This is a genomic window from Cryobacterium flavum, from assembly GCF_900103805.1.
Taxonomy (GTDB): Bacteria; Actinomycetota; Actinomycetes; order Actinomycetales; family Microbacteriaceae; genus Cryobacterium; species Cryobacterium flavum.
On the sequence record NZ_FNIB01000004.1, the window covers coordinates 180257 to 202951 of the forward strand.

At 64.6% G+C, this 22695-nt stretch carries 22 protein-coding genes and 2 pseudogenes; 13 read left to right on the top strand and 11 right to left on the bottom strand.

The window, feature by feature from the left end:
• Window positions 1-35: 35 nt before the first annotated feature.
• From BLS91_RS07110 to aroB, 8 genes are all read left to right on the top strand, one after another.
• Window positions 36-269, top strand: coding sequence for a hypothetical protein (locus BLS91_RS07110; protein ID WP_092340039.1), 234 nt, complete (start codon window positions 36-38; stop codon window positions 267-269).
• A gap of 71 nt (window positions 270-340) precedes the next feature.
• Window positions 341-2995: an alanine--tRNA ligase gene (alaS, locus tag BLS91_RS07115; protein WP_092340040.1), complete on the top strand. Its 2655-nt coding sequence runs from the start codon at window positions 341-343 to the stop codon at window positions 2993-2995.
• A 2-nt stretch (window positions 2996-2997) separates the two neighbouring features.
• A complete protein-coding gene (ruvX, locus tag BLS91_RS07120) occupies window positions 2998-3468 on the top strand; it encodes a Holliday junction resolvase RuvX (RefSeq protein WP_092340041.1) in 471 nt (156 codons plus the stop codon).
• A 2-nt stretch (window positions 3469-3470) separates the two neighbouring features.
• Window positions 3471-4853, top strand: a complete 1383-nt coding sequence (gene mltG, locus BLS91_RS07125) for an endolytic transglycosylase MltG (RefSeq protein ID WP_241983131.1) — start codon at window positions 3471-3473, stop codon at window positions 4851-4853.
• Entirely contained in the window at window positions 4846-5739 is an 894-nt protein-coding gene (locus tag BLS91_RS07130) for a shikimate dehydrogenase (protein ID WP_092340042.1), read from the top strand. Before mltG ends, BLS91_RS07130 begins: the two co-directional genes overlap by 8 nt.
• A gap of 5 nt (window positions 5740-5744) precedes the next feature.
• Window positions 5745-6953, top strand: coding sequence for a chorismate synthase (gene aroC, locus BLS91_RS07135; protein ID WP_092340043.1), 1209 nt, complete (start codon window positions 5745-5747; stop codon window positions 6951-6953).
• A gap of 19 nt (window positions 6954-6972) precedes the next feature.
• Window positions 6973-7494 (top strand): shikimate kinase, encoded by a 522-nt coding sequence (locus tag BLS91_RS07140; RefSeq protein ID WP_174774983.1) that lies wholly within the window; start codon window positions 6973-6975, stop codon window positions 7492-7494.
• Window positions 7487-8593 (top strand): 3-dehydroquinate synthase, encoded by a 1107-nt coding sequence (aroB, locus tag BLS91_RS07145; protein ID WP_420838495.1) that lies wholly within the window; start codon window positions 7487-7489, stop codon window positions 8591-8593. The genes BLS91_RS07140 and aroB overlap by 8 nt, the downstream gene beginning before the upstream one ends.
• A gap of 104 nt (window positions 8594-8697) precedes the next feature.
• On the opposite strand, the pseudogene BLS91_RS07150 reads toward aroB, so the two are convergent.
• From BLS91_RS07150 to BLS91_RS07160, 3 genes and pseudogenes are all read right to left on the bottom strand, one after another.
• Window positions 8698-9093 (bottom strand): annotated as a pseudogene (locus BLS91_RS07150) (DUF779 domain-containing protein); the annotation flags it as partial.
• A 115-nt stretch (window positions 9094-9208) separates the two neighbouring features.
• Window positions 9209-10732 carry an acetaldehyde dehydrogenase ExaC gene (gene exaC / locus BLS91_RS07155; RefSeq protein WP_092340045.1) on the bottom strand — a complete coding sequence of 508 codons (1524 nt, stop codon included), beginning with the start codon at window positions 10730-10732 and terminating at the stop codon, window positions 9209-9211.
• A 397-nt stretch (window positions 10733-11129) separates the two neighbouring features.
• Window positions 11130-12524: a GAF domain-containing protein gene (locus BLS91_RS07160; RefSeq protein ID WP_092340046.1), complete on the bottom strand. Its 1395-nt coding sequence runs from the start codon at window positions 12522-12524 to the stop codon at window positions 11130-11132.
• Window positions 12525-12754: 230 nt separating this feature from the next.
• On the opposite strand from BLS91_RS07160, the gene BLS91_RS19575 reads away from it, so the two are divergent.
• Window positions 12755-13261, top strand: coding sequence for a hypothetical protein (locus BLS91_RS19575; protein ID WP_134505309.1), 507 nt, complete (start codon window positions 12755-12757; stop codon window positions 13259-13261).
• Here the strand turns inward: BLS91_RS19575 and BLS91_RS21150 are convergent.
• The 3 genes and pseudogenes from BLS91_RS21150 to BLS91_RS07175 all read right to left on the bottom strand — a co-directional run bounded on the left by BLS91_RS21150 (window position 13148) and on the right by BLS91_RS07175 (window position 14744).
• Window positions 13148-13794, bottom strand: a pseudogene (locus tag BLS91_RS21150) (Tn3 family transposase). The gene BLS91_RS19575 and the pseudogene BLS91_RS21150 overlap by 114 nt on opposite strands.
• Window positions 13795-14002: 208 nt before the next feature.
• Window positions 14003-14176, bottom strand: a complete 174-nt coding sequence (locus BLS91_RS19910) for a hypothetical protein (protein WP_158252799.1) — start codon at window positions 14174-14176, stop codon at window positions 14003-14005.
• Entirely contained in the window at window positions 14154-14744 is a 591-nt protein-coding gene (locus BLS91_RS07175) for a TetR/AcrR family transcriptional regulator (RefSeq protein ID WP_092340049.1), read from the bottom strand. The genes BLS91_RS19910 and BLS91_RS07175 overlap by 23 nt, the downstream gene beginning before the upstream one ends.
• A gap of 71 nt (window positions 14745-14815) precedes the next feature.
• On the opposite strand from BLS91_RS07175, the gene BLS91_RS07180 reads away from it, so the two are divergent.
• Window positions 14816-15172: a DsrE family protein gene (locus BLS91_RS07180; protein ID WP_092340050.1), complete on the top strand. Its 357-nt coding sequence runs from the start codon at window positions 14816-14818 to the stop codon at window positions 15170-15172.
• A 43-nt stretch (window positions 15173-15215) separates the two neighbouring features.
• Window positions 15216-15509, top strand: coding sequence for a putative quinol monooxygenase (locus BLS91_RS07185; RefSeq protein WP_092340051.1), 294 nt, complete (start codon window positions 15216-15218; stop codon window positions 15507-15509).
• Window positions 15510-15825: 316 nt separating this feature from the next.
• Here the strand turns inward: BLS91_RS07185 and BLS91_RS07190 are convergent, their stop codons facing one another.
• The 5 genes from BLS91_RS07190 to BLS91_RS07210 form a co-directional block, all read right to left on the bottom strand.
• Window positions 15826-16788 carry an ATP-grasp domain-containing protein gene (locus BLS91_RS07190; RefSeq protein ID WP_092340052.1) on the bottom strand — a complete coding sequence of 321 codons (963 nt, stop codon included), beginning with the start codon at window positions 16786-16788 and terminating at the stop codon, window positions 15826-15828.
• 76 nt (window positions 16789-16864) lie between these two features.
• Window positions 16865-18439 (bottom strand): AbgT family transporter, encoded by a 1575-nt coding sequence (locus BLS91_RS07195; RefSeq protein ID WP_092340053.1) that lies wholly within the window; start codon window positions 18437-18439, stop codon window positions 16865-16867.
• Between the two features lie 39 nt (window positions 18440-18478).
• The gene (locus BLS91_RS07200; protein ID WP_233206226.1) at window positions 18479-19741 is read right to left on the bottom strand and encodes a M20 family metallopeptidase; all 1263 of its coding nucleotides are present in this window, start codon (window positions 19739-19741) and stop codon (window positions 18479-18481) included.
• Between the two features lie 199 nt (window positions 19742-19940).
• Window positions 19941-20444: an SRPBCC family protein gene (locus BLS91_RS07205; protein WP_092340055.1), complete on the bottom strand. Its 504-nt coding sequence runs from the start codon at window positions 20442-20444 to the stop codon at window positions 19941-19943.
• Window positions 20445-20466: 22 nt separating this feature from the next.
• Window positions 20467-21201 (bottom strand): mycothiol-dependent nitroreductase Rv2466c family protein, encoded by a 735-nt coding sequence (locus BLS91_RS07210; RefSeq protein ID WP_092340056.1) that lies wholly within the window; start codon window positions 21199-21201, stop codon window positions 20467-20469.
• A gap of 570 nt (window positions 21202-21771) precedes the next feature.
• Between BLS91_RS07210 and BLS91_RS07215 the strand changes: the two genes are divergently transcribed.
• Together BLS91_RS07215 and BLS91_RS07220 are read left to right on the top strand one after the other, a co-directional pair.
• Complete coding sequence (locus BLS91_RS07215; RefSeq protein WP_092340057.1) at window positions 21772-22176, top strand: hypothetical protein; 405 nt, start codon at window positions 21772-21774, stop codon at window positions 22174-22176.
• 42 nt (window positions 22177-22218) lie between these two features.
• On the top strand, window positions 22219-22653 hold the full coding sequence (locus BLS91_RS07220) for a type II 3-dehydroquinate dehydratase (protein WP_092340058.1): 435 nt from the start codon (window positions 22219-22221) through the stop codon (window positions 22651-22653).
• Window positions 22654-22695 lie beyond the last annotated feature (42 nt).

Consider the following 22695-nt stretch of genomic DNA (forward strand, 5'->3'; position numbering starts at 1 on the left):
TAGCTACGGCTAGACCAGATTCAGGGAGAAGTGCCATGAAGAACGTCATCTGGTTGGTCATCGGCGTGGCCGCGGGCTTCGTGGTGGCCCACGAGGTCAACAAGACCCAGCAGGGCAAGCAGTTCTTCACGGAACTTGATACCAAGGCCCGCGAGTTCGGCGAGGCCATCTCGGAGGGCTACCGCCAGCGCGAGGCCGAGCTGCACGCCGCGCTCGGCGACGTCGCCGCTGATGCCGCGGGTGACGCACCGGCGGCCAGCGCGCCGTAGGCATCCGCTCGACTCAGGCATACCGTTTCACCGCACCACCACATTCATGCACGACAAAAGCTACGGACACCATGCAGACTGCTGACATTCGCGGGCGCTGGCTCGACTTCTTCGCCGATCGTGGACACACCGTTGTGCCGTCCGCGTCACTGGTGAGCGACGACCCCACCCTTCTCTTCACCGTGGCCGGCATGGTGCCGTTTGTGCCGTACCTCACCGGGCTCGTTCCGGCGCCGTACCCGCGCGCCACGAGTGTGCAAAAATGTATCCGTACCAACGACATCGAAGAGGTCGGAAAGACCCCGCGGCACGGCACTTTCTTTCAGATGAACGGCAACTTCAGCTTTGGCGATTACTTCAAGGAAGAAGCCATCGGCTTCGCCTGGGAGCTGCTGACCACGCCGGAGAACCAGGGCGGTTACGGCTTTCGCGAAAGCGACCTGTGGGTCACCATCTACCTCGACGACGACGAGGCCTACCGCTACTGGCGGGCCATTGGCGTGCCGGACAATCGCATCCAGCGCCTCGGTATGGAATCCAACTACTGGTCCACGGGCCAGCCAGGCCCGGCCGGCCCCTGTTCGGAGATCTTCTTCGACCGCGGCCCCGCCTACGGCGCCGACGGCGGCCCGGCCACCGACGACGACCGGTACGTCGAAATCTGGAACCTCGTCTTTATGCAGTACCTGCGCGGCGAAAGCACCGGCAAGAGCGATTTCAAGATTCTCGGCGACCTGCCGAAGAAGAACATCGACACCGGCATGGGCTTGGAGCGCGTTGCGTTCCTCAAACAGGGCGTCGAGAACATGTATGAGATCGACCAGGTTCGCCCGGTGCTCGATCGTGCCGCCGCCCTGTCTGGCCGCCGTTACGGCGCCGACCACGACGACGATGTGCGCATGCGCATCGTCGCCGACCACGTACGCTCCTCCCTCATGCTGATGAGCGACGGCGTCATGCCGTCCAACGAGGGCCGCGGCTACATCCTCCGCCGCCTGCTGCGTCGCAGCGTGCGCGCCATGCGCCTGCTCGGCGTCGACACGGTGAGCCTGCCCGAACTGCTGCCTGCCTCCCGCGACGCGATGAGCGCAGCCTACCCCGAGGTCAAAAGCGACTTCGGGCGCATCAGCCAGGCCGCGTTTGCCGAGGAAGAAACCTTCTTGCGCACCCTCGCGAGCGGTAGCGCCGTGCTCGACCTGGCCGTGGCGAAGACTAAGAAGGCCAACAAGACTGAGCTCGCCGGCCCGACTGCGTTCCTGCTGCACGACACCTACGGGTTCCCGATCGAGATCACCCTCGAGATCGCCGAAGAAGCCGGCCTCAGCGTCAATCGGGACGCCTTCGACGTGCTCATGACCAAGCAGCGCACCATGGCCAAGGCCGACGCAAAGTCCAAGAAGACAACCCTGGCCGACCTGGGTGTTTATAGCGCCTTCCGCGCCCTCGGTGAGACGGTTTTCACCGGGTATGACGACCTGCAGAATGAGTCGAGCGTGCTCGGCCTCATCGTGGACGGTGAGTCCGTCACGAGCGCGGTTGCCGGTGAAACCGCCGAAGTCATCCTCGCCGAGACGGCCCTCTGGGCCGAATCCGGCGGGCAGGAAGCGGATGCCGGCCTCATCGTTGGTCCCGGCTACGAGCTCAAGGTGCTCGACGTGCAAAAGCCGGTCAAGGGTCTGATCAGCCACAAGGTGCTCGTGCAGTCCGGCGAGGTCGGTGTCGGCGACAGCGCCACAAGCGTGGTCGACGAGAGTTGGCGTCGCGGCGCCCGCCAGGCGCACTCCGGTACCCACGTTCTGCATGCCGCCCTGCGCCAGGTTCTCGGCCCGAACGCGCACCAGTCCGGCTCGTACAACAAAGCCGGGTTCTTTCGCCTCGACTTCTCCTGGAACCAGGCGTTGTCACTGGCGACCCGAACCGAGATCGAAGAAATCTCCAACAACGCCATCCGCGACAACCTGCCGGTGACCACGCGAGAATTGCCCCTCGCCGAGGCGAAGGCGCTCGGTGCCATGGCACTGTTCGGCGAAAAGTACGGCGATGTCGTGCGCGTCGTCGACATCGGCGGCCCCTGGTCGCGCGAACTCTGCGCCGGCACCCACGTCTCCAGCAGTGCCGAGATCGGCATGATCAACCTGATCAGCGAGGCCTCGGTCGGTTCGGCGAACCGCCGCGTCGAATCCCTCGTCGGACTCGAAGCGTTCCGTGATCTCGCCGCCGAACGCACCCTCGTGTCGCAGCTCACTTCGAGCCTGAAGACGCCGCGCGACCAGCTGCCCGAGCGCATCAGCGACCTCGTGACGAGCCTCAGGGCGGCCGAGAAGAAGATCGCCGCCTTCGAAGCCCGCGCGCTGACCGACCGAGTGCCCGCACTGTTGGCAACGGCTCGCCGGGTCGGCGCAGTGACCGTTGTTGCCGAAGACCTCGGTGTGCTCGGTTCTCCCGACGACGTTCGGATGCTGGCCCTAGCCACGCGGGAACGTCTCGGTACCGACGCGGTCGTCGTGGCGCTCTCGGCGATCGCCGCCGACAAGCCCGTCGTGATCGTCGCCACCAACCAGGCCGCTCGCGATGCCGGGCACAAGGCCGGTGCCCTCGCCAAGACTGTTGCCGGAATTCTCGGCGGTGGTGGTGGTGGCAAGGACGACCTCGCCCAGGGCGGTGGCCCCAACGGCGACGCCATCCCGGCTGCGCTGCAGGCCGTCGTCGCCGCGATCAGCCGCTAACGATGCGCTCCGGAGTTCGGGTCGGCGTCGACGTCGGGAAGGTGCGGATCGGGCTGGCCCGCAGTGATAACCACGGCATGCTCGCCACACCGGTCGAAACCGTTGCCCGCGACCAGGCCGGCCTGACCGATCTCGCGCGCATTCGCGCCGTAGTGCAGGAGTTTGACGCCGTCGAGGTCATCGTGGGCCTGCCGCTGGCCCTGTCGGGAAACGTGACCGCTTCAACCGACGACGCGATCGATTTCGCCGACCGGCTCGCCCGAACCTTCAAGGTGCCGGTGCGCCTGGTCGACGAGCGACTCTCTACCGTGTCAGCACAGTCGGCGCTGCGGGCATCCGGTCGCTCAGCCAAAACACAAAGGCCAGTGATTGATCAGGTGGCCGCGACTATCATTCTGCAACACGCGCTCGACAGTGAGCGTGCCTCGGGGCGGCCGCCAGGGTCGCCCGTCGAACCGACCGAGAGGCCGTAACCGTGCCGAGTTCCACCCCGGAAGAGCCGCTACCGAGCCGCCGTCAGTTGCGCGCGCAACAGGCCGCGGCGGAGCAGGCAGCCGCGCAGCAGCCAGCAACCGAACAGGCGGCCGCTGGCGAGATCCAGGCCGTACCGCCCCGTGCCGCCGTCGCCCCGGAGGCACCGCTACTCTCGCGACTTTCCCGCGAAGCAGTTGTGCCCGCGGGCGCCGCCACCGACTTCCTGACGGCGAACGAGAGCAATGATTCCGGCCGCGATCGTGCCAAGCGTCGTTCGCTGCTCGCTGACGAACCGCCGCGAGAAAAGCGCAGCCATAAGGGTGCCTGGGGCTGCCTGATCGTCTTCGTTGTGCTGGCAGCCCTCGTGGTCGGAGCGTACCTCTTTCTCCAGGGGCCCATCTCGCAAATCATCGCGGCCACGCAGGGGCCCGCCGATTTTACCGCCGAGGAAGCCGCCACCGGTAAGGACATTATCGTGATGATCCACGACGGTGACGGCGGCTCGGAGATTACCAATACCCTCGTCGACCAGGGCGTGGTGAAAAGCTTCGACGCGTTCTACGCGATTCTGCTGCAGACCAAACCCGAACCCGTCTTCCAGCCCGGCGCCTACCAGCTGAAAACGAAAATGGTGGCGAGCACGGCCCTCGACGCCCTGCTCGACGACGGCACGAGGCTGAGCGAGACCGTGGTGGTGCCCGAGGGCACCGCAACCGTCGACGTCTTGCAGTCGATCTCCGAGGGAACCGATATTCCCCTCGCCGATCTGCAAGCCGCAGCAGCGAACGTCGCCTCGTTCGGGCTCCCCCCCGAGGCAACCACCCTCGAAGGATTCCTCTTTCCCGCCACGTACACGTTCTCGCCGGGCGACACCGCACAGGTGGCCCTTCAGGCGATGGTGAACCGGCAGTTCGAGGCCCTCGACACAGCTGGGGTCGCGGTCGCAGACCGTTGGTCGACCATCGTGTTCGCCTCACTCATTCAGCGAGAGGCGGGCCTGCGCGACGACTACTACAAGGTGTCGCGGGTCTTCCTCAACCGGCTGGACCCGACCCAGTGGGAAAGCGGCCTGCTGCAGTCCGACGCGACCGTCGCCTACGGCACCGGAAACACCCATCTCGTCACCACGACCAACGCCGAACGCGCGGATGCCGGCAATCTCTACAACACGTACGTGCATCCCGGCATGGTCGTCGGCCCCATCTCGAACCCGGGCGACCTCGCCATTGACGCCGCCCTGCACCCGGTTGACGGTCCCTGGTTGTTCTTCGTGACCGTCAACCTCGATACCGGCGAGACGGTGTTCTCCACCACCGTGGCAGAACACGACGCCGCGGTCGTCGTTTGGCAGAACTGGATGAGGGAGCACCCCGAATATGGATAGCCTCAGCTCGAACCGCCTCGCGGTGCTTGGCTCGCCGATCAAGCATTCCCGTTCGCCGCTGCTGCACCGGGCCGCCTACCGTCAGTTGGGCCTCGATTGGTCTTACGATGCGGTCGAGGTGAAGGCCGGCTCCCTGGCCATGTTCCTGAGCAAAGTCGGGCCGGAATGGCGCGGTCTGTCACTGACTATGCCGCTCAAGCAGGAGGTTCTGCCGTTCATCGACGACTGCGATCGGGTGGCCCAGCTGACCGGATCGGTCAACACCGTGCTGCTGCGCCGGGTCGAGGGACGCGGCACGCTGAGTGGCTACAACACGGACGTTGCGGGGCTGGTGCGTGCCCTTGCCGAGAGTGGAGTCACCCACGCGGCGCACGTGACCCTGCTCGGAGCCGGCGCGACAGCGGCATCCGCTCTGATGGCGGCAGCCGAACTCGGCGCTGAATTCGTCACGGTCCTCATGCGGGATGCGGTCAAGGCGCAGCCGCTGATCGAGCTCGGCCGGACACTTGGCGTGGTTGTTGACCTGCAGGATTTCGGCGGCGTCACCCGGGTCGACAGCGACGTCGTGATCAGCACCCTGCCCGGGGGGACCGTGCTCCCGACGCCACTGCCGCTCGAACTGCGTGAACGGGCCGTCTTGTTCGACGTCGCCTATTCACCGTGGCCGAGCGGAGTCGCCTCGTCCTGGCAGGCCGCTGGGGGCACGGTGCTGAACGGGCTCGGGATGCTTCTGCACCAGGCCCTCATCCAGGTACGGGTGTTCGTCACCGCCGACCCGTTTGAACCGTTACCCGACGAGCCGGCAGTGCTGGCGGCCATGCGCGGCGCGCTGACCCGCGACCCTGGTCCCAGCGACGCCGGCCCCCACCTTGCTGTGGAAAGATAGGAAGCATGCTTCGTTGGCTCACTGCCGGAGAATCTCACGGCCCCGAACTCATCGCCATTGTCGAGGGTTTGCCCGCTGGAATCCCGGTCACCCTTGATTCGATCCGTCTCGATCTGGCGCGCCGCAAGCTCGGCTACGGCCGCGGCGCCCGCATGAAATTTGAAGAGGACGAGCTCACCCTCTCGGGTGGCGTGCGCCACGGCGTCACCCTCGGCGGACCGGTCGCGCTGCGCATCGGCAACTCGGAATGGCCCAAATGGGTCGATGTGATGAGCTCTGCACCGGTAGATCCGGCCACGCTCGCCCGCGGCCGCGGCGCGCCCCTGACCCGACCCCGGCCCGGACATGCTGACCTGGCCGGCATGCAGAAGTACGGCTTCGATGAAGCCCGCCCGGTGCTGGAGCGCGCGAGCGCCCGCGAGACCGCCGCTCGGGTGGCGCTCGGCGCCGTCGCGCGGTCGTTCTTGAACGAGCTAGGAATCCAGCTGGTCAGCCATACCATCGCCATCGGCCCGGTGCGGGTGCCCGACGGCACGCCGCTGCCGCAGCCGGGCGACGTCGATGCCCTCGACGCCGACCCGCTGCGCTGTTTCGACGCCGCGACATCCGCTTTGATGGTGGCTGAAGTGGATGCCGCGCATCAGGACGGCGACACCCTCGGCGGCGTGGTCGAGGTGCTCGCCTACAACCTTCCCCCCGGCCTCGGCTCCTTCGTGCACTGGGACCGACGCTTGGATTCCCAGCTCGCCGCTGCCCTCATGGGCATTCAGGCGATCAAGGGCGTCGAGGTCGGCGACGGCTTCGAAACCACCCGCCGCCGCGGCTCGGCCGCCCACGACGAACTCGTGCAGGCGGATGGTGCCATTCAGCGCGTTAGCGACAAGGCTGGTGGCACAGAGGGCGGCATGAGCACCGGCACGGTGCTGCGCGTTCGCGCCGGCATGAAGCCGATCGCCACGATTCCCCGGGCACTGCGAACGGTCGACGTCGCCACGGGCGAACCGGCACCGGCTCATCATCAACGCTCCGACGTCTGTGCGGTCCCGGCAGCCGGCATTGTCGCCGAGGCCATGGTGGCGCTCGTGCTCGCGAACTCGGTTCTGGAGAAGTTCGGCGGTGACTCGATCGGCGAGACCCGGCGCAACCTCGAGTCCTACCTGGCCAACATTCCGGCCAACCTGCGCACGGGCGCGTCGAGCGACGCAACGCTGTGACGACTCTTCGGCTGTTTCGATGCTGACCCAGCGCAACTCGTTGCTGCCGATCGTTTTCATCGGGCCGATGGCCGCCGGAAAAACCAAGATCGGTCGCCGGGTTGCCCGCGGCCTGAACGTACCCTTCATCGACACCGATAAACGCATCGTGGAGAGCTACGGTCCGATTCCGGAGATTTTCGCTCGCGAGGGCGAAGAGTATTTTCGCATCATCGAGCGTGAAGCTGTGGACTGGGCGCTCGGCGAGCCGGCCATCGTGTCGCTCGGCGGGGGAGCAGTGCTGAACGTCGACACCCAGGCGGATCTCGACGACGCGATTGTCGTCTACCTGAGCGTTACCCGTGCTGCCGTGCAGGCACGTCTCGGCGGTAGCAAAAGGCCGCTCCTGACCGGTGGTATCGCCGACTGGGAACGCATCTACAACCTGCGCCGCCCCACCTATGAGGCCCTCGCGACGATTCACCTGGACACCTCCAACCGACCGATCAGCGGCATTGCCGACGAAATCGTGAATTGGGTACAAGAAAGAAATGATGAGTGAGATTTCAATGATGACCGAACAGAGCCGCACCACAGTGATCACCGTAACCGGCGTTGACAGCTATCCGGTCAGTGTGGGGCGTGGCCTCGTCACTACCGTCGCCGATCAGCTGGGCAGCGGCGTCAACAAGGTTCTCATCGTGCACACCTCCACCGTCGGAGCCCGGGCTGTCGCCCTGCGCGACAACCTGCTCGAGACCTATTCCGAAGTGCTGCTCGCTGAGATTCCCGACGCCGAGGCCGCCAAGCGGGTCGAGGTCGCCGCGTTCTGCTGGGGCGTCATGGGCCAATCCGACTTCAGCCGCACCGATGCCGTAATCGGCCTCGGCGGCGGCGCCGTCACTGACCTCGCCGGGTTCGTCGCGGCCACCTGGCTGCGCGGCGTGAAACTCGTTCAGATTCCCACGAGCGTGCTCGGGATGGTCGACGCGGCCGTCGGCGGCAAGAACGGCATCAACACCGCCGAGGGCAAGAACCTCGTCGGCACCTTCTATGCGCCCGCCGCCGTGCTCTGCGACCTCGACCTGCTCGATGCCCTGCCGAAGAATGAGATCCTCGCCGGCTTCGCCGAGATCGTGAAGGCCGGGTTCATTCAGGTTCCCGAGATTCTCGACATCATCGAAGCGGATGTCGACCGCGCCACCGACCCGACCACCCCCGAATTTCGCCGCCTGATCGAACTGTCGATCGCCATGAAGGCACGAATCGTGGGGGAGGACTTCAAGGAGGCCGGCCTGCGCGAGATCCTCAACTACGGGCACACTCTCGGGCACGCGGTCGAGCACGCCGAACGGTACGGCTGGCGCCACGGTGCTGCCGTCGCGGTCGGCATGATGTTCGCGGCCGAGCTCGCCGCTCTGAGTGGCCGTCTCTCGGTCGAGATCGTCGACCGGCACCGCAACATCCTCGAATCTCTGACCCTGCCGACCGGCTACCCGGTGGGCCGCTGGCCCACCCTGCTCGCCACGATGCAGCGCGACAAGAAGACCCGCAGCGGCATGCTGCGCTTTGTCGTGCTCGACGACGTGGGCAAGCCCACCATTCTCGAGGGCCCCGACGCGTCGCTGCTGTTCAGCGCGTACCAGGCCATAGGTCAGTAGATACCGCGTCAGGCGGGACTGCGGGCCGGGGCGAGCGGGACTGCGGCATCCGCTTCGACCGTCTCGGCGGAGTCAGCCGGAGCGGCGAATGGGGTCATCGTGGTCATCAGCTTGGAGCGGATGAGAAAGCGCACGCCGCGCGGAGCCTCGGCACTGAACCCGCTGCCACGGCCCGGCACGACGTCGACGGTGAGGAAGGTGTGGCTCCAATAGTTGAACTGCTCGGCCGACATCCAGAAGTCGAGCGGCTGAGCGGGCCCACCGGCCGGGGCCAGGTCGAACTGGCCGAGGCGTACGTCCTGGTCGCTGGTGATGAACTCCCCGGCCATGAACAGCATGGGCGAACTGCCGTCGCAGCATCCGCCGGACTGGTGGAACATGAGCGGACCGTGCTCCTCCCACAGGCTGCGGAGCAGATCGACCGCGACCGGGGTGAGCTCGACGCGGGGGACGGTTTCGCCGGCGATCGTGACCGACGCGGTTATCGTAGGTGTCGACATTGACGGACCTTTCTACAGAAGAAACGATGAAAAAGGGGCTGCCTACGACGTTACGTCGTTGGCAGCCCCCGGGCCAGACCTACAGTGAACTCATCCGCTGGTACCGAGGTGCGGTTTAGAAGAAGCCGAGCTTGTTCTCTGAGTAGGACACCAGCAGATTCTTGGTCTGCTGGTAGTGCCCGAGCGCGAGCTTGTTGTTCTCGCGGCCGATTCCCGAGCTCTTGTAACCGCCGAACGCGGCGCCAGCCGGGTAGGCGTGATAGTTGTTCACCCAGACACGGCCGGCCTGGATGTCGCGACCCGCCCGGTACGCGACGTTGCCGTTGCGCGACCAGACACCGGCGCCGAGACCATAGATGGTGTCGTTGGCGATCGAGATGGCGTCGTCGTAGTCGGTGAAGCTCGTCACGGCGAGCACCGGTCCGAAGATCTCCTCCTGGAACAGACGCATCTTGTTGTGGCCCTCGAAGATGGTCGGCTGCACGTAGTAGCCGTCGGTGAGGTCGCCGCCGAGGTCGGCACGTTCGCCGCCGAGGGCGAGCTTGGCACCCTCCTTGGTGCCGATGTCGATGTAGGAGAGGATCTTCTCGAGCTGGTCGTTGCTGGCCTGCGCGCCCATTTGGGTGTCGGTGTCGAGCGGGTTGCCCTGGATGATCTTCTTGGCCCGGGTGACGGCGTCGCCGAGGAAGCTGTCGTAGATCGGCTTCTGCAACAGCGCGCGGCTCGGGGCCGTGCAGACCTCGCCCTGATTGAAGGCGAAGAGCACGAAGCCTTCCTGCGCCTTGTCGTAGAAGGCGTCCTTCTCCTGTGCTACGTCGCTGAAGAAGATATTCGGGCTCTTGCCGCCTAACTCAACGGTCGAGGGGATGATGTTGGCCGACGCGTACTGCAAAATGAGGCGGCCGGTCGTGGTCTCACCGGTGAAGGCGATCTTGCGGATGCGGTTGCTCGAGGCGAGCGGCTTGCCCGCTTCGAGGCCGAAGCCGTTGACGACGTTGACCACCCCAGGGGGGAGGATATCGCCGATGAGCTCCATCAGCACCAGGATCGAGACCGGGGTCTGCTCGGCGGGCTTCAGCACGATCGCGTTGCCGGCGGCGAGGGCCGGGGCGAGCTTCCAGACGGCCATCAGAATGGGGAAGTTCCACGGGATTATCTGGCCGACGACGCCGAGCGGCTCGTGGAACTGGTACGAGACGGTGTCGCCGTCGAGCTGGGCGTGGTCGCCGTCCTGGGCGCGGATCGCCGAGGCGAAGTAGCGGAAGTGGTCGGCGGCGAGGGGAATATCGGCGTTGATCGTCTCGCGGACGGCCTTGCCGTTGTCCCAGGTCTCCGCGACGGCGAGCATTTCGGTGTTGGCGTCGATCAGGTCGGCGATCTTGTTGAGCACGGCAGCGCGCTCGGTGGGGCTGGTCTTGCCCCAGGCCGGTGCGGCCTTGTGGGCGGCGTCGAGGGCCAGTTCGATGTCTTCAGCGGTGCCGCGAGCGACTTCGGCGAACGGCTTGCCGGTGACGGGGGTGATGTCCTCAAAGTACTGACCCTTGACCGGGGCGACCCATTCGCCGCCGATCCAGTTCTCGTACCGAGACTTGAAAGTAACTTTGGAGCCGGGTGTTCCTGGGACTGAATAGACGGTCATGTCACTCCTATTTCGACGACGATGTCGGTCCGCGTTCTGCGGTGTTTCCAGAGTAGGAGTGCCAACGTTGCAAAAGGTTGCGAGGCTTCGACGGTCGCGGCCACACGCAAACGCGCGATGAAGCGACCAGCGGATGCCCGGCATCCGCTCTAGAAGAAGCCCAGCGCGTTCTCGTAGTACGACACGAGCGATCCAGTTCTCGTAGCGTGGCTTGAAGGTGACGTGGCTTCCGGGTGTTCCGGGCGCTGCGTAAATGGTCATGTGACTCCTTGGGCGATAGCTCTGGCGACTGCATCGTCGACTGCTGTGCGACGACCGTGTCAGATGAGGCCGCGTGAACACGTCAGAGTGACGGACCGCGACTCGTGCCTTCAACGCTAAAAGCGAGCGCGTTGCGTTACCGTTGCGAAGTATTGCGCAGGGCGCCCAACTCGTCGTCGATGCGCTTCAACCGGGCGACGACCGTGGCGCGTTTGGGGGAGCGGGCCGGCAGCAGCTCCAGGCAGGCACGCCAGACCTCGGAGTCGTAGGTGGCTTCCTCTGACCGGGCATATTCGAGGAGCAGGTCGACCGAGGCATCGGTCAGCATCGCCTCACGCAGGCGGGCGCTGACCTCGGTGCGAATGTCGATGATCCCGGGGGAGAGCGAGTTGGGCAGAACCGGTCCGCGGTAGGCGGCGAGGGCCACCCGGTGGGCGCCGCGTTCCAGGAATGCCAGCACCCGTTGGGCGTCCAGCTCCACCGGGAACTGCATCCGGTAGGGACGAGATCCGATGACGACCGGCGGGCTGACCTGCTCCAAGACCTTGCGTACCCGCACCATCTCGGCGCGCAGGGTATCGACGCTGTTGTTCTGGCCGCTGCCGGTCTGGTCGCTGAGCAGAAAAGCCAGTCGGTCGGCGGAGAGTCCTTCGCGGTGCCAGGCGAGCAGGGTGAGAATTTCGGCGTGCCGCGGGCTGACATCGATGGCCATTCCGCCGCTCTCGAGGTGGCCGTAGTCGCTGCCGAGCACGCCGAACCCCACGGGCATCAGGTTGCGGCCCGGGGCCGGGAGCAGGGCGATGCTGGAGCGGCGGGGCGCGCGCGCATCCGTTCGGTCGGACGCAATCGTGCGGTGGCCGTCGAGGCGCTGGATGCGTAGTTCCGCCTCCATGGCGGCGACGGCCGCCTCGACGAGGGGGAGTGTCTGCGGCGCGACCGCCTGGTCGCCGCCCGTGATGTCGATCACGCCCAGGATCTTGCCGGTGTCCGGGTCGTGAATGGGCACGGCGGTGCAACTCCACGGGTGGGCGAGGGCGTTGAAGTGTTCGGCCCGCCGAATCTGAATGCCCCGGTCGAGGGCGAGGGCGGTGCCGGGGGCGCTGGTTCCGACCCGTTGCTCCGACCAGTCGGCCCCCTCGACGAACAGCATTTCCTCGACCTGGCGGCGCAGCACCCGGTCCCCGTCGATCCAGAGCAGTCGGCCGGACTCATCGCCGATCGCCACCAGCAACTCGGCGTCGAGGGCGTGGCGAATGAGCAGGTTGTGCACGACCGGCAACACCGCGGCAAGCGGATGCTGGTTGCGGAGGTCCCGTAGTTCGACGTCGGTCAGTGCCCGCTCGGGTGCCACGCTGCCGGGGTCGAGGCTGAGCGAGAGCGAACGTTGCCAGGAATCCTGCACGAGCTTGCGAACGCCGGTCCGGAAGACCCGGTCTGTGACGGCAGATTCGTGGGCCCGTTCCAGGGCGACCAGGCTTTCCCGCGCGGGGCCGGAGGGAACCGACGACGTACTCTTCAAGCCGTGTCCCATCAGCGTTCCTTCCGATCAGCATTGGTCGGGCGACGAGGCCGCGGCCACCGTAGGAATTTCAGTCTAGGGGTACCGTCCCGGCGATCGGCCAGAGTGCGGGGCATCCTCTCATCATTCGTAGAGCTTCTGCTGCCCGATGTAGTCACCAAAGTCTTCGTAAAACCGTACAAAAGCCGAACAGTTGCACGAGGAGGCAAAATATTAGCCGAACTTCCGCGGTTAATCGTTCGGTGACCGACCGGAGATACCGCGTCACTAAACTGGCCGCCGAGTTCGACCTGACAACATTCGATTGCGGCGAGCCGGCTTACAACCAGTGGCTGAGCGAGCATGCCCGCACGGCCGTCGAATCAGGTTCCAGCATGGTCTATCTGCTGCTGGAACGGATGCGCGCTGGCATCGGTGAGCGCGTCGTCCGCTACTACGCGATCTGTCCCACCATGGTCGTGCGGTCTGACCTGCCCAGGCCGTTTCAGCGAGGTGTTCTGCGTTGGGCGCCCGCGTGGCTGCTCGCCCAGCAGGCCATGGACCAGTCCCTTCGCGGGGATGTAACCGGTAAGTGGGGAGCCCAGCTTCTGCGCGAGGCGCTCCGGAGCATCATCGACAGCCCACGACGGTGGTGGTCAGATAATCGTGGTCGATGCCGACAACGCGGGTCTGGTCCGTTGGTACTCGCGCCAGGCACGGCCCAGCGGGGTTGGCCGGCCGCCTCCTTGCAAGACACGAAGAAGCTCTGACGCTTGCACTGTGCCTGTGGCCAGGCTTCCCGCGACACGCAGCAGATCATCCCAGTGGGTGGTGATCAGGTCGGTGTTGATCTGATTTCGGGCAGGGCCATTCAAGGGACCGTAGTTCGCAGTTCGGTCGGTGCGCCAGAAGCGGGCCGAACCGATGTCGGCAAGGAGCGGGCTGAATTGGTATCCGAGGAGACGGAAGAGGCCGAACTCTTGGTCGGAGTAGCCGGCAGTGTCGGTCATCAACTCGGTGGGTTGGAGCGTTGTTTGCTGCTCGAGGAGACCGTCGAGGACGTAGAGCCTGTCGCGGGGCGTACCGGGGACGACGATGGCGTGGAAGCCGGCAAATTGTTCGGAGACGAAGTTGAGGAGGTGATTCCTCTGCCGGCGCCGAAATATCGAGGGTTGGACCCGGCGTTGAGGGTTCGGACGGGGACGACAAACCGGAGCCCGTCGGCTGAGGCAACGTCCCCAGTACCCCGAGCCTTGGCAAGCGGTACCCGGCTTTGTGCGTCCACGAACCGGGCGTGCAACATCGTCTCGAGCCCGTTACCCGGCCAAGCGTTGCGGCACTGAACCGCGCCCGATTGTCCTGGGCAGATCAGAACTACATCCGAAGCGACACGTTCACCGCGTTCACCGCGGTCAACGCCTCAGCGAGCAGAACGGCGCAGATGCTCACATCAAGATCATCGGCACGTGCTCGCCTTCAGAGCTGTGGGTAAATTCGGTGAGGAAACTGGATCAGCCGGCGACGTCGAGGAGTAGTTCGGGCAGATCTATGCGAGGCAGACGTTCTTGGATGAGGGTGTGAAGTGTTGTCAGGCTGGGTGGTTCGTCGAGCTTGTCGAGCGCAGTCAAAATGGGGCGGTCTCGCCGCCCGTAGACACCGTCTTTATCGGCTTTGTTGCGAGTCATCCGGGTTGTGAGCGTCGACGAGTTCTTGTGCCATGGTGCTCGCTTCGCGGACGAGAGCAGCGTCGCGTCCGACTTTCGCTGCTGTGATGGCGGCGTCGTAGAGCAAGACCAGTCGGGATACTGCTGTGGACGTAGTGTCTGCACCGATGAGGTTGGCCAGGTGTGTGCGAACGACGGCGCGGTAGCGTTTGGCGACTGTGCGTACTGCCGCGCATTCCGGTAGTTCAATCACGGCGTTGGTGAATGGGCAGCCGTGGAACGTGTTCAATTCAACTGAGCGGGCGAGGGCCTCAAATAGTGCTGAGATCCGCTCCCGGCGTGGCGAAAGCGGATTGTCCAGAGCGTGAGCGTTTCCAATCCAGCCGTCTAGTTCCTGTTCCAGGTAGGCCACGACAAGAGCTTCTTTGTTGGCGAAGTTGTTATAGAGACTGGCTTTGGCGACGCCCGCGTTACGCACAACGAGATCGATTCCCGTTGCATTGATGCCGTGTTCGTGGAATAGGTGGCCTGCCGACGCGAGTAGGCGCGCCTTGGCGCTTACTATCGGGGTGATGGTCGACGAATGCATGCCTTGATATTACCAGACTGATCGGTATACTCAGTAGTAGCCAGATCGGTCTAACTAGGAGGTAAATATTTATGTCTGATTCCAAGATCGCCGTCGTCATTTATGAGCCCATCGGCTCCGACAGTTCACGCGTCTATCGCGGTCTCAAGACTGCCCTAGAATTTAAGGACGCCGGTGATGACGTCGTCGTCGTTTTTGACGGGTCGGGCGTTGAATCCCTCGCCGCCATCTCAGACCCCAAGCACAAGATGAATCCCCTCGCCGTCGCCCTGCACGACAACATCCGGGGCGCCTGTGCATTCTGCGTCGCATCCCACGGGGTTACCGACGCTGTCGACGCTGGCGGGTGGCCGCTGTTGGCTGAATACAAGGGCGAAGCAAGTATCCGTTCTCTCGTGGTCGAGGGCTACCAGATCCTCAACTTCTAAGCACCACGTCCGACCTTTCACTTTTATATGAATTGGAGTTTTCATGGCCCTGACAGTTCTTCTTGACCTTCGCCTGAAATCGGAAGCCGTTCTCGCTGCGCCGGCCATGCTGCGAGACATCCTTACTGGGACCCGAGCATTTAAGGGGTGTCTGGGTGTTGACGTGTTGCTTGATTGCGACGATCCCGCCCACATGATTTTGCTGGAGCGGTGGGCGTCGGCCGACGCTGACGCGGCCTATCGTCAGTGGCGCGGGGGCGCGGGTGCGACCGAACTGGGCTCATTGCTAGCCAGCGCCCCGCAGGTCTCAGTGTTTGAGACTGCCAGCGACATCTGACTGAGCACTACGGCGCGCACCCGAGGTCATGTTCACGTCCTCGGGTGCGCGCTGTGGGTGTGTTCCCGGTTATAGAACCGCGCCGGGTAAGCCGCCTGCACTTGGTGCTGTTGCGGGTCAGCCCCACACACAACATGCAGGGAGCAGGCCATGTATCAAGCAGTCTGAAATGAGGTCGCGCTGGCAGAGTTGGATGAAACCATCCTGGTTGATACCACCGTTATATCGGTAGTTCCAACCACCACGTGAACCGCCTTGGGCCAACGTACAGGTTTATCCGTTTCGTGAGCTGGTCCCGGGGCCGGCGCCAGGTATTTTAGGCTGCGAGCTTTTTGAGGTACCGTGCCAGGGCTCGTGGAGCCGAACGAGGGGCCTCGGCCTCGACGAGCGCGTTGTAGTTCGTGTTGGTATTCACGTCGTAAGTGAGCACTCGACCGTCTTCGGCCTCGATGAACTCGATACCGCAGACTTCCAACCCGTTCCGCCGCGCAAACTCGAGGTATTTGTCGATGATTGAGTGGTCGAAGTCATCGCGCACACTGAAGAGTTGCTGACCGGCTACGGGTGCGATGGTGGCGCCGGGAGGCATGATCAACTCGCGCGTGATCGGGTCGATGGCGCAGGCATCCGCTGGGCAGAGCTGGAAGCCGCCCCGCGCGGTATCAGCCTTGACCGCGTAGATGAACTCGCCGCCGACGATCTCGACCCGGGTGATGAAGGGTTCCTTGGCCTGGATGTATTCCTGAATGAGTGTGATGCCGTCCTGCGGCTCCTCGAACTCGTCGGAGGCAACATACTCGGCGAGCTCGTCCTGGCTGTCGAACTTGCGCACCCCCAAGCCCTTGCCGCCTTGATTGTGCTTGGTCATGAACGGGGCGGCAAAGCCCTGCGCCGCGGCGAGAATTTGCTCACGGCCCACCGCCGCTACGGTGCGCGGGGTGTCAATTCCGGCGGCCTTGAGCGCGACCAACTGCTCGACCTTACTCATCTCAAGCTCGAGCACGCGCCGGCCATTCACCGTGCGGCGGCCGTGGGCCTCGAGCCAGGCCAGTACGGCGCGCGCGTAGTCTTTCGACATTCCGTGGTCGCGGGTGTGAGCGGATGCGCTGATGCGCGACCAGAAGATTCCCTCCGGCGGCACCGAATCCAGGTCGAGAACCCCGTCGGTGAGCAGCCATTCCTTTACCTCCATACCCTCTGCTTCAAACGCCCGGGCGAACGGTGGAAACCACTCGGGGTTCTCGTGCAGGGCATAGATCGTGGGCAGGCTGGAAGTCATGAAAATCCTTTCGGTTGCACTGGAGATAAGAGGGTGATGTCGCGCACTATTCCGCGCGGCCTAACGGCGACTTCCATTAGGGAATGAGGATCCCGTTGCCGGGACCCATCGGCAGGTCGAAGAAGTAGAACACACTCAGCACCCCCACCCAGGCGAGCCAGAACGTAACCGCGAAGGGCAGCATGCGGGCGATCATAGTGCCGAGCCCCGCCCGCGGCTCGTACTTGCGCAGCATCGTGAGTAGCACGATCATGTACGGGTTGAGCGGTGTCAGCACCTGGGTGGCCGAATCTCCCACCCGGAAGGCGCCCTGGATAAACGCGGGTTCGTAGCCAAGGAGCACGAACAGCGGAACGAAAACGGCGGCCATCAGCGTCCACATCGCCGAGCCTGAAATGATGAAGAGGTTCAGTAGCGAGGCGAGCAGCACGAAGCTGACCACGGCCGGAAATCCGGTGAGACCGATGGACTCAAGGCCGCTGGCCCCCGTCACGGCGAGCCAACTCCCGATTCCGGAAAAATTGAACAGGGCAATGAACTGGCCGAGGATGAACGCGAGCACGAGGAATCCGCTCATGTCCTTGATAGCTTGCCCCATCACGCGGGGCACGTCACTGCCCCTGGCGATGGTACCGGTGATCTTGCCGTATACCAGACCCGGAATCACAAACATGGCGAAGACGATGAACACGATCGAACTCAGCAGGGGCGAGCGCGGCAGAAACTCGCCGTCTTCGTTGCGCCACGGAGATTCCGGCAGGAGCACGCCGACCAGAATCACCGCAGCGACCACGGCACCAGCCACGAACGACCAGAACAGGCCACGGTTCTCGGCGTCCGTGAGCCGGGCGTTCATCGCGGCGGGAACCAACACGGCGTCGTCGTCGTCGACGATCTCCTGGCGCGCAATCCCCTGCCGACCCAGACGCGGTTCCAGGATCTTGTCGATAATGAAGCCGGCGACGGCGATGAGCACGAGCGAGGAAACCACATTGAAGAAATAGTTCGACACCGGGGTAACGGCGGAACCGGCGTTGGGCAGGTTCTGCGTGACAGACGTGGTGATTCCGGCGAACAGCGCGTCGAGGCTCGTCACGAACAGCGAGGTCGAATAGCCAGCGCCCACGGCGGCGAACCCGCCGAGCAGCCCAGCCACCGGGTGCCGCCCGGCTGCCTTGAATACCAGGGCGGCCAGCGGGGGGATGACCACGAAGGCCGCATCAGACATGATCGATCCAACGACCCCCACGAACGCCACGGCATAGGGCAGTGACCAGCGCGGCGCCGATCCGAAGGTCTTGCGGATCAGCGCCGCGAGCAGGCCCGACTTCTCGGCCACACCGACCGCGAGCAGGATGGGCAGCACCGTCGCGAGCGGCGGGAAGCCCAGGTAGTTGACCCCGATATTCTGGGTGAACCAGGTGAGCCCCTCCGCAGTGAAGAAGCCCTTGACCACCGTGACTTCGTCGGTTCCGGGCAGTTGCACCGTGACATTCGCCCACGCCATCGCGGTCGACGCGACCGCCGTGATGCCAAAGAGCAGGAGGAAGAGCATGAACGGGTCTGGCAGTTTGTTGCCGACGCGTTCGATTCCGCCGAGAAAACGATCGATTAGGGCGCTACGCCGGGTTAGGGACGGTTGTGAAGACATGGGGCCTACCTTGCTTCGGGTCGATCGGTGAATGAGGAATCAGTCGAAGAAGTGCGGCACGTCGATCGCGCCGCCCTGCTCCGCGAACTCCTCGGCCACGCTCTGGCGCAGCTCGGCGTCGCAGAGAAAATCGAGGGCGGTGAGCGCGAGCCCGCAGGCTCCGTCAAGGGCACCGACCTCGGCGGCATCCGTTGCTGAGGCCGCCGCGAATTCTCGGGTGTGCAGGGCAACGTCTGGTGCCGCGATCTTGATCAGTGGGTGGATACCGGGGATGCGATGGCTGACATTGCCGAAGTCGGTCGACGCTGCGATGGTTTCCGACACCACGCCGAGCGGCAGCGGCTGGCGGCCGCGGCGCTGTTGGGCGGCGACCCACCGTTCGGTGAGCGCGTCGTTTGTTCGCACCGGCAGGGTGGGGGCGTGTTCGTCCCAGTCGACCTCGACGCTGGTTCCGGTCATCAAGGCCGCGCCTCGGGCGATGCCGTTCAACCGTTCGCTGAGGTCCTTGAGGGTCTCGGCGAATTTAGAGCGGGCGTAGAGCTCGAGCACCGCCCGCTCAGGAATTATGCTCGGCCGAGTTCCCCCCTCGCTGATCACGGCGTGCACGCGGTCCACCGGCGGCAGCTGCTGACGCAGCAGGCCAACGGCCTGATACGCCAGGGTTGCCGCGTCGAGGGCGTTGCGTCCCATAAAAGGTTGAGCGGATGCGTGCGCCGCGACGCCCGTAAACGTCACGGTGAGCACCCGCCGGCCGAGCCACACCTGGTCGGCGAGGTCGTAGCCGTAGGGGTGCACCATGATCGCGGCGTCGAGGCCGTCGAAGGCACCGTGCCTGGCCATGACCTCCTTGCCGGAGAAGCCTTCCTCAGCTGGGGTGCCGAGCAATACCACCCGGCCCGTGAATGCGTCGGGATTCTCAGCGAGTGTGTTCGACAGCGCGAGGAAAGCACCGACTCCGGCCGCGGCGATCACATTGTGGCCGCAGCCGTGCCCGACGTCAGGCAAAGCATCGTACTCGCTGAGAATCGCGATGGCCGGGCCGTCGCCCGACCCGATCTCGGCGCGAATTGCGGTATCAACCCCGTTCACGCCGAGCTGTGCGGCTATCCCGTGGCGACCGAGCAGCTCCACCAAATAGGCGGCGCTTCGATGCTCCTGAAAGGCGGTCTCCGGGTCGGCGTGCAGACTGTGAACGACGTCTCTCAGATCCTCGGCAAGCGCCTCGGCGTGGGCTTCGACGACCCGTACCAGTTCTTCCGGGGCCCCGGCGAACCGCGACGGCACCGCCACAGAGGTCTGCATCCTCCGCGCAGTGTCGGCCTGAAGCTTCTGAAGATACGTGGTCGTCGGCACTATCGAATGACTCATACATCCACACTAGACAGGGTGATTATCTCGTGGCGCCGTCCTGACCAACGCCGTCATCTAGAACGGGTGCTGGGTCAGCATCGCACGTGGTGGAAGCACAGACAGCATGAAGGAATAAGGACGAGCGGCCCAGTCACGACTGGGCCTGGTCTTCTGCATCGGTGGAGACCTCGACGATCCGCTTGATCGCGGCGAGAGTTTTGGGGATGCCATCGAGGGCCTGCTGGGTGCGGTCGGCGATCTGAGCGTTCGCCTCGTCGCCGAACTTCTCCTCGAACATGGCGATCCCGTCCGGCAGGAACTCCCAAGACTCGGTGAGCCTCGTCCCGGTCTCCGCAGCGGCGAAGCTGAAGCCCCAGCGCACGAAGCTGCCGCCCACCACCCAGGCGAACTCGCGACCGCGCTCTGCCGTCACCACCTCGGACCGGGTCTGCCAGGTCCGCTGCGGGAGCTCGTTGCGCCCGGTAAACCAGGCACCAACCCGACCAGCCTCGGCCTCGTCGTCCCACCAGCACGACTTACAGACCGGACTCCACTCGCCGGTGCGGGTGATGTCGGAGAGAAGGTCGTAGAGAAACGTAGCCGATGCGTCGACGAGGATGGATTCTTGGTGGCTGAGGGTGCTTGTCTCACTCATGCGTTTACCCTAACGACGGGGGTCACTTCTGCCGCCGGCTGCCGCCGTGCCAGTCTTCTTGTTTTCCGACTGTGTCTGCGTCGATTCCGAACACGGCTAGCTGTGGCCGTTCGCGTAGGCTCCGTTTAAGTTCGGCAAAACCCGGGAAGCGGGCCAGAGCGACTACGTGGTCCCACAACTCGACCGCCGAGTCCTCGTGTGGCAGTCGGCTGATCACCGGCCCGAAGAAGGCCACACCGGCGGGCGGCTCGAAGTGGATGATGGGCGTGCCCGCGTCTTTTCCCGTCAGCGAGAGTGCCTCGTCCGTCTCCTGCTGAATCTCCCCGTCCCATGATTCGTCGTCGAGAGCGTCCGCCAGCTCGAGTGGCAGGCCCGCCTCGGCGAGGATCGGTTCCGCGAACTCACGCGTCCCGCGGAGCTCACGCAGGTCGACCTCGGCCTGGTGGTTGGCCGGGCTGGGGGCGGTGTCGAAGATGTGGGTCCCGAAGGCGGCGTACAGCGGTGCCATCGCCTCGCGGCCGTGCTCCGCTCGAGCCCGGGCGGCTACCCGCAGGAGCCGGAGTCCGGCGGTGTGGCCAGCTTCGTACTCGGGAGGGAAGTGCGCGTCGTAGTCGACCTTGGCGTTGATCAGGCGCAACGAGATGAACCGCCAGTCCACGGTGTAGTCGCGCTGCGCCTGCACCTGGCGCACCCATTTGCTGGTCATCCAGGCGAAGGGGCAGACCGGGTCGAAGTAGAAGTTAATGTCGGCGTCCATGCGTCCACCCTAGGTCAGTGCCACAAACACGACCGAGATCGACCGGGCGAGGTGGGCTCGACGAGCGCCCTCGCACTGATCAGAGCTTGCGCCGGATCAGGACGGCGGCGAGCTGTTACGGCGTGCCCACGGCGCCCCGCACACCCTTCACAATCCTTAGCGGACGTTTTCGTTCCGTTACTACGCAGACCCCTAGTCCTGTGGCTCGCGCGAAAGACCGATCCTCGCCCGATGCCTTTATCGCCCGATACGGTCGAGCAGATTCAGCGATTGGCCAAGCTTGGCGATGAGGGGCTCCTCTCCGAAGCAGAATACGAAGCAAAAACGCGCCGAACTTCTCGGCCGAATCTGACCGCCGGCACAGGTACGTCCATGTGCGGCGCCTGTCCCTGAGGTGAGAACCTCACGGACACGGTGGTGTGGGCCGCTCACCGGCTCGAGGCGTACTGACCTGCGGCGGGAGTCGAGCCCCTGCTGACACCGTCGCCGGAAGATATTCACAGCCCAGTGAGTTCAGCAATTTTCTGGGGATAACCTTTCGCCCCGGCAACTGTAATTCATTCTGGACCCATGACACTGTCAATGAAAATTGAAGACTCCCCGCCCGTGTTCACCCTGGAGCAGGCCAGAGCCCGGGTTTTCGATCTGATCGGCCACGCGATCCAGCCGCAGATCTGGCTCATGGTGCTCGACGTCCACGGGCAGCAGCTCTCGCTGCTGATTCCGATCGACGGAATTCCGGTACGTCCGGAACCGGGTTCCGTTCGCCCATTCGCCGTGCGGATCAACGAGATCGTGGCACGGGACGCTCCGGGAGGCAGCCTGATCGTGACGCTGGAACGGCCGGGATCGGCGGCCCTCACCGCTCCCGACCAGGCCTGGGCGATGGAACTGACCGAGTCCTTCGGCAAGCTCATGCGCATCTCCGGCCTGTTCGTGGCACACGATGACGGCATCGCAATTCTTGCTCCCTGAGGGCGGCCCGCTGGCACGGGTACCACGGCCTAGGCTGAGTGAATGAGTACAGTGCTGGTTCTGAACGGTCCGAACCTCGGGCGCCTCGGCAGTCGCGAGCCCGATGTCTACGGGTCGGCGAACCTGGACGACCTGCGCGAGCTGCTCGTCGCATCCGCTCGCGAAGGCGTGAGCATCGATCTGCGGCAGACCGACGACGAGGCCGAACTCATTCACTGGCTGTACGAAGCCGTCGACGAGCGGATGCCGGTGATCCTGAATCCGGCAGCGTTCACGCACTACAGCTATGCGCTGCGGGATGCTGCGTCCCTGGTTACCAAGGCGGGCCTGCTGCTGATCGAGGTGCACATCTCCAACCCGCACGCTCGCGAGACGTTTCGCCACACGAGCGTCGTGAGCGCCATTGCGACCGGTGTCATCGCCGGTCTCGGCTTCGACTCCTACCGGCTGGCACTGGACTTCGTCACCGCACCGTGACGCTCCGGCACCGGATTGCCTTTGGAGCCTGAGGCTAGGGCA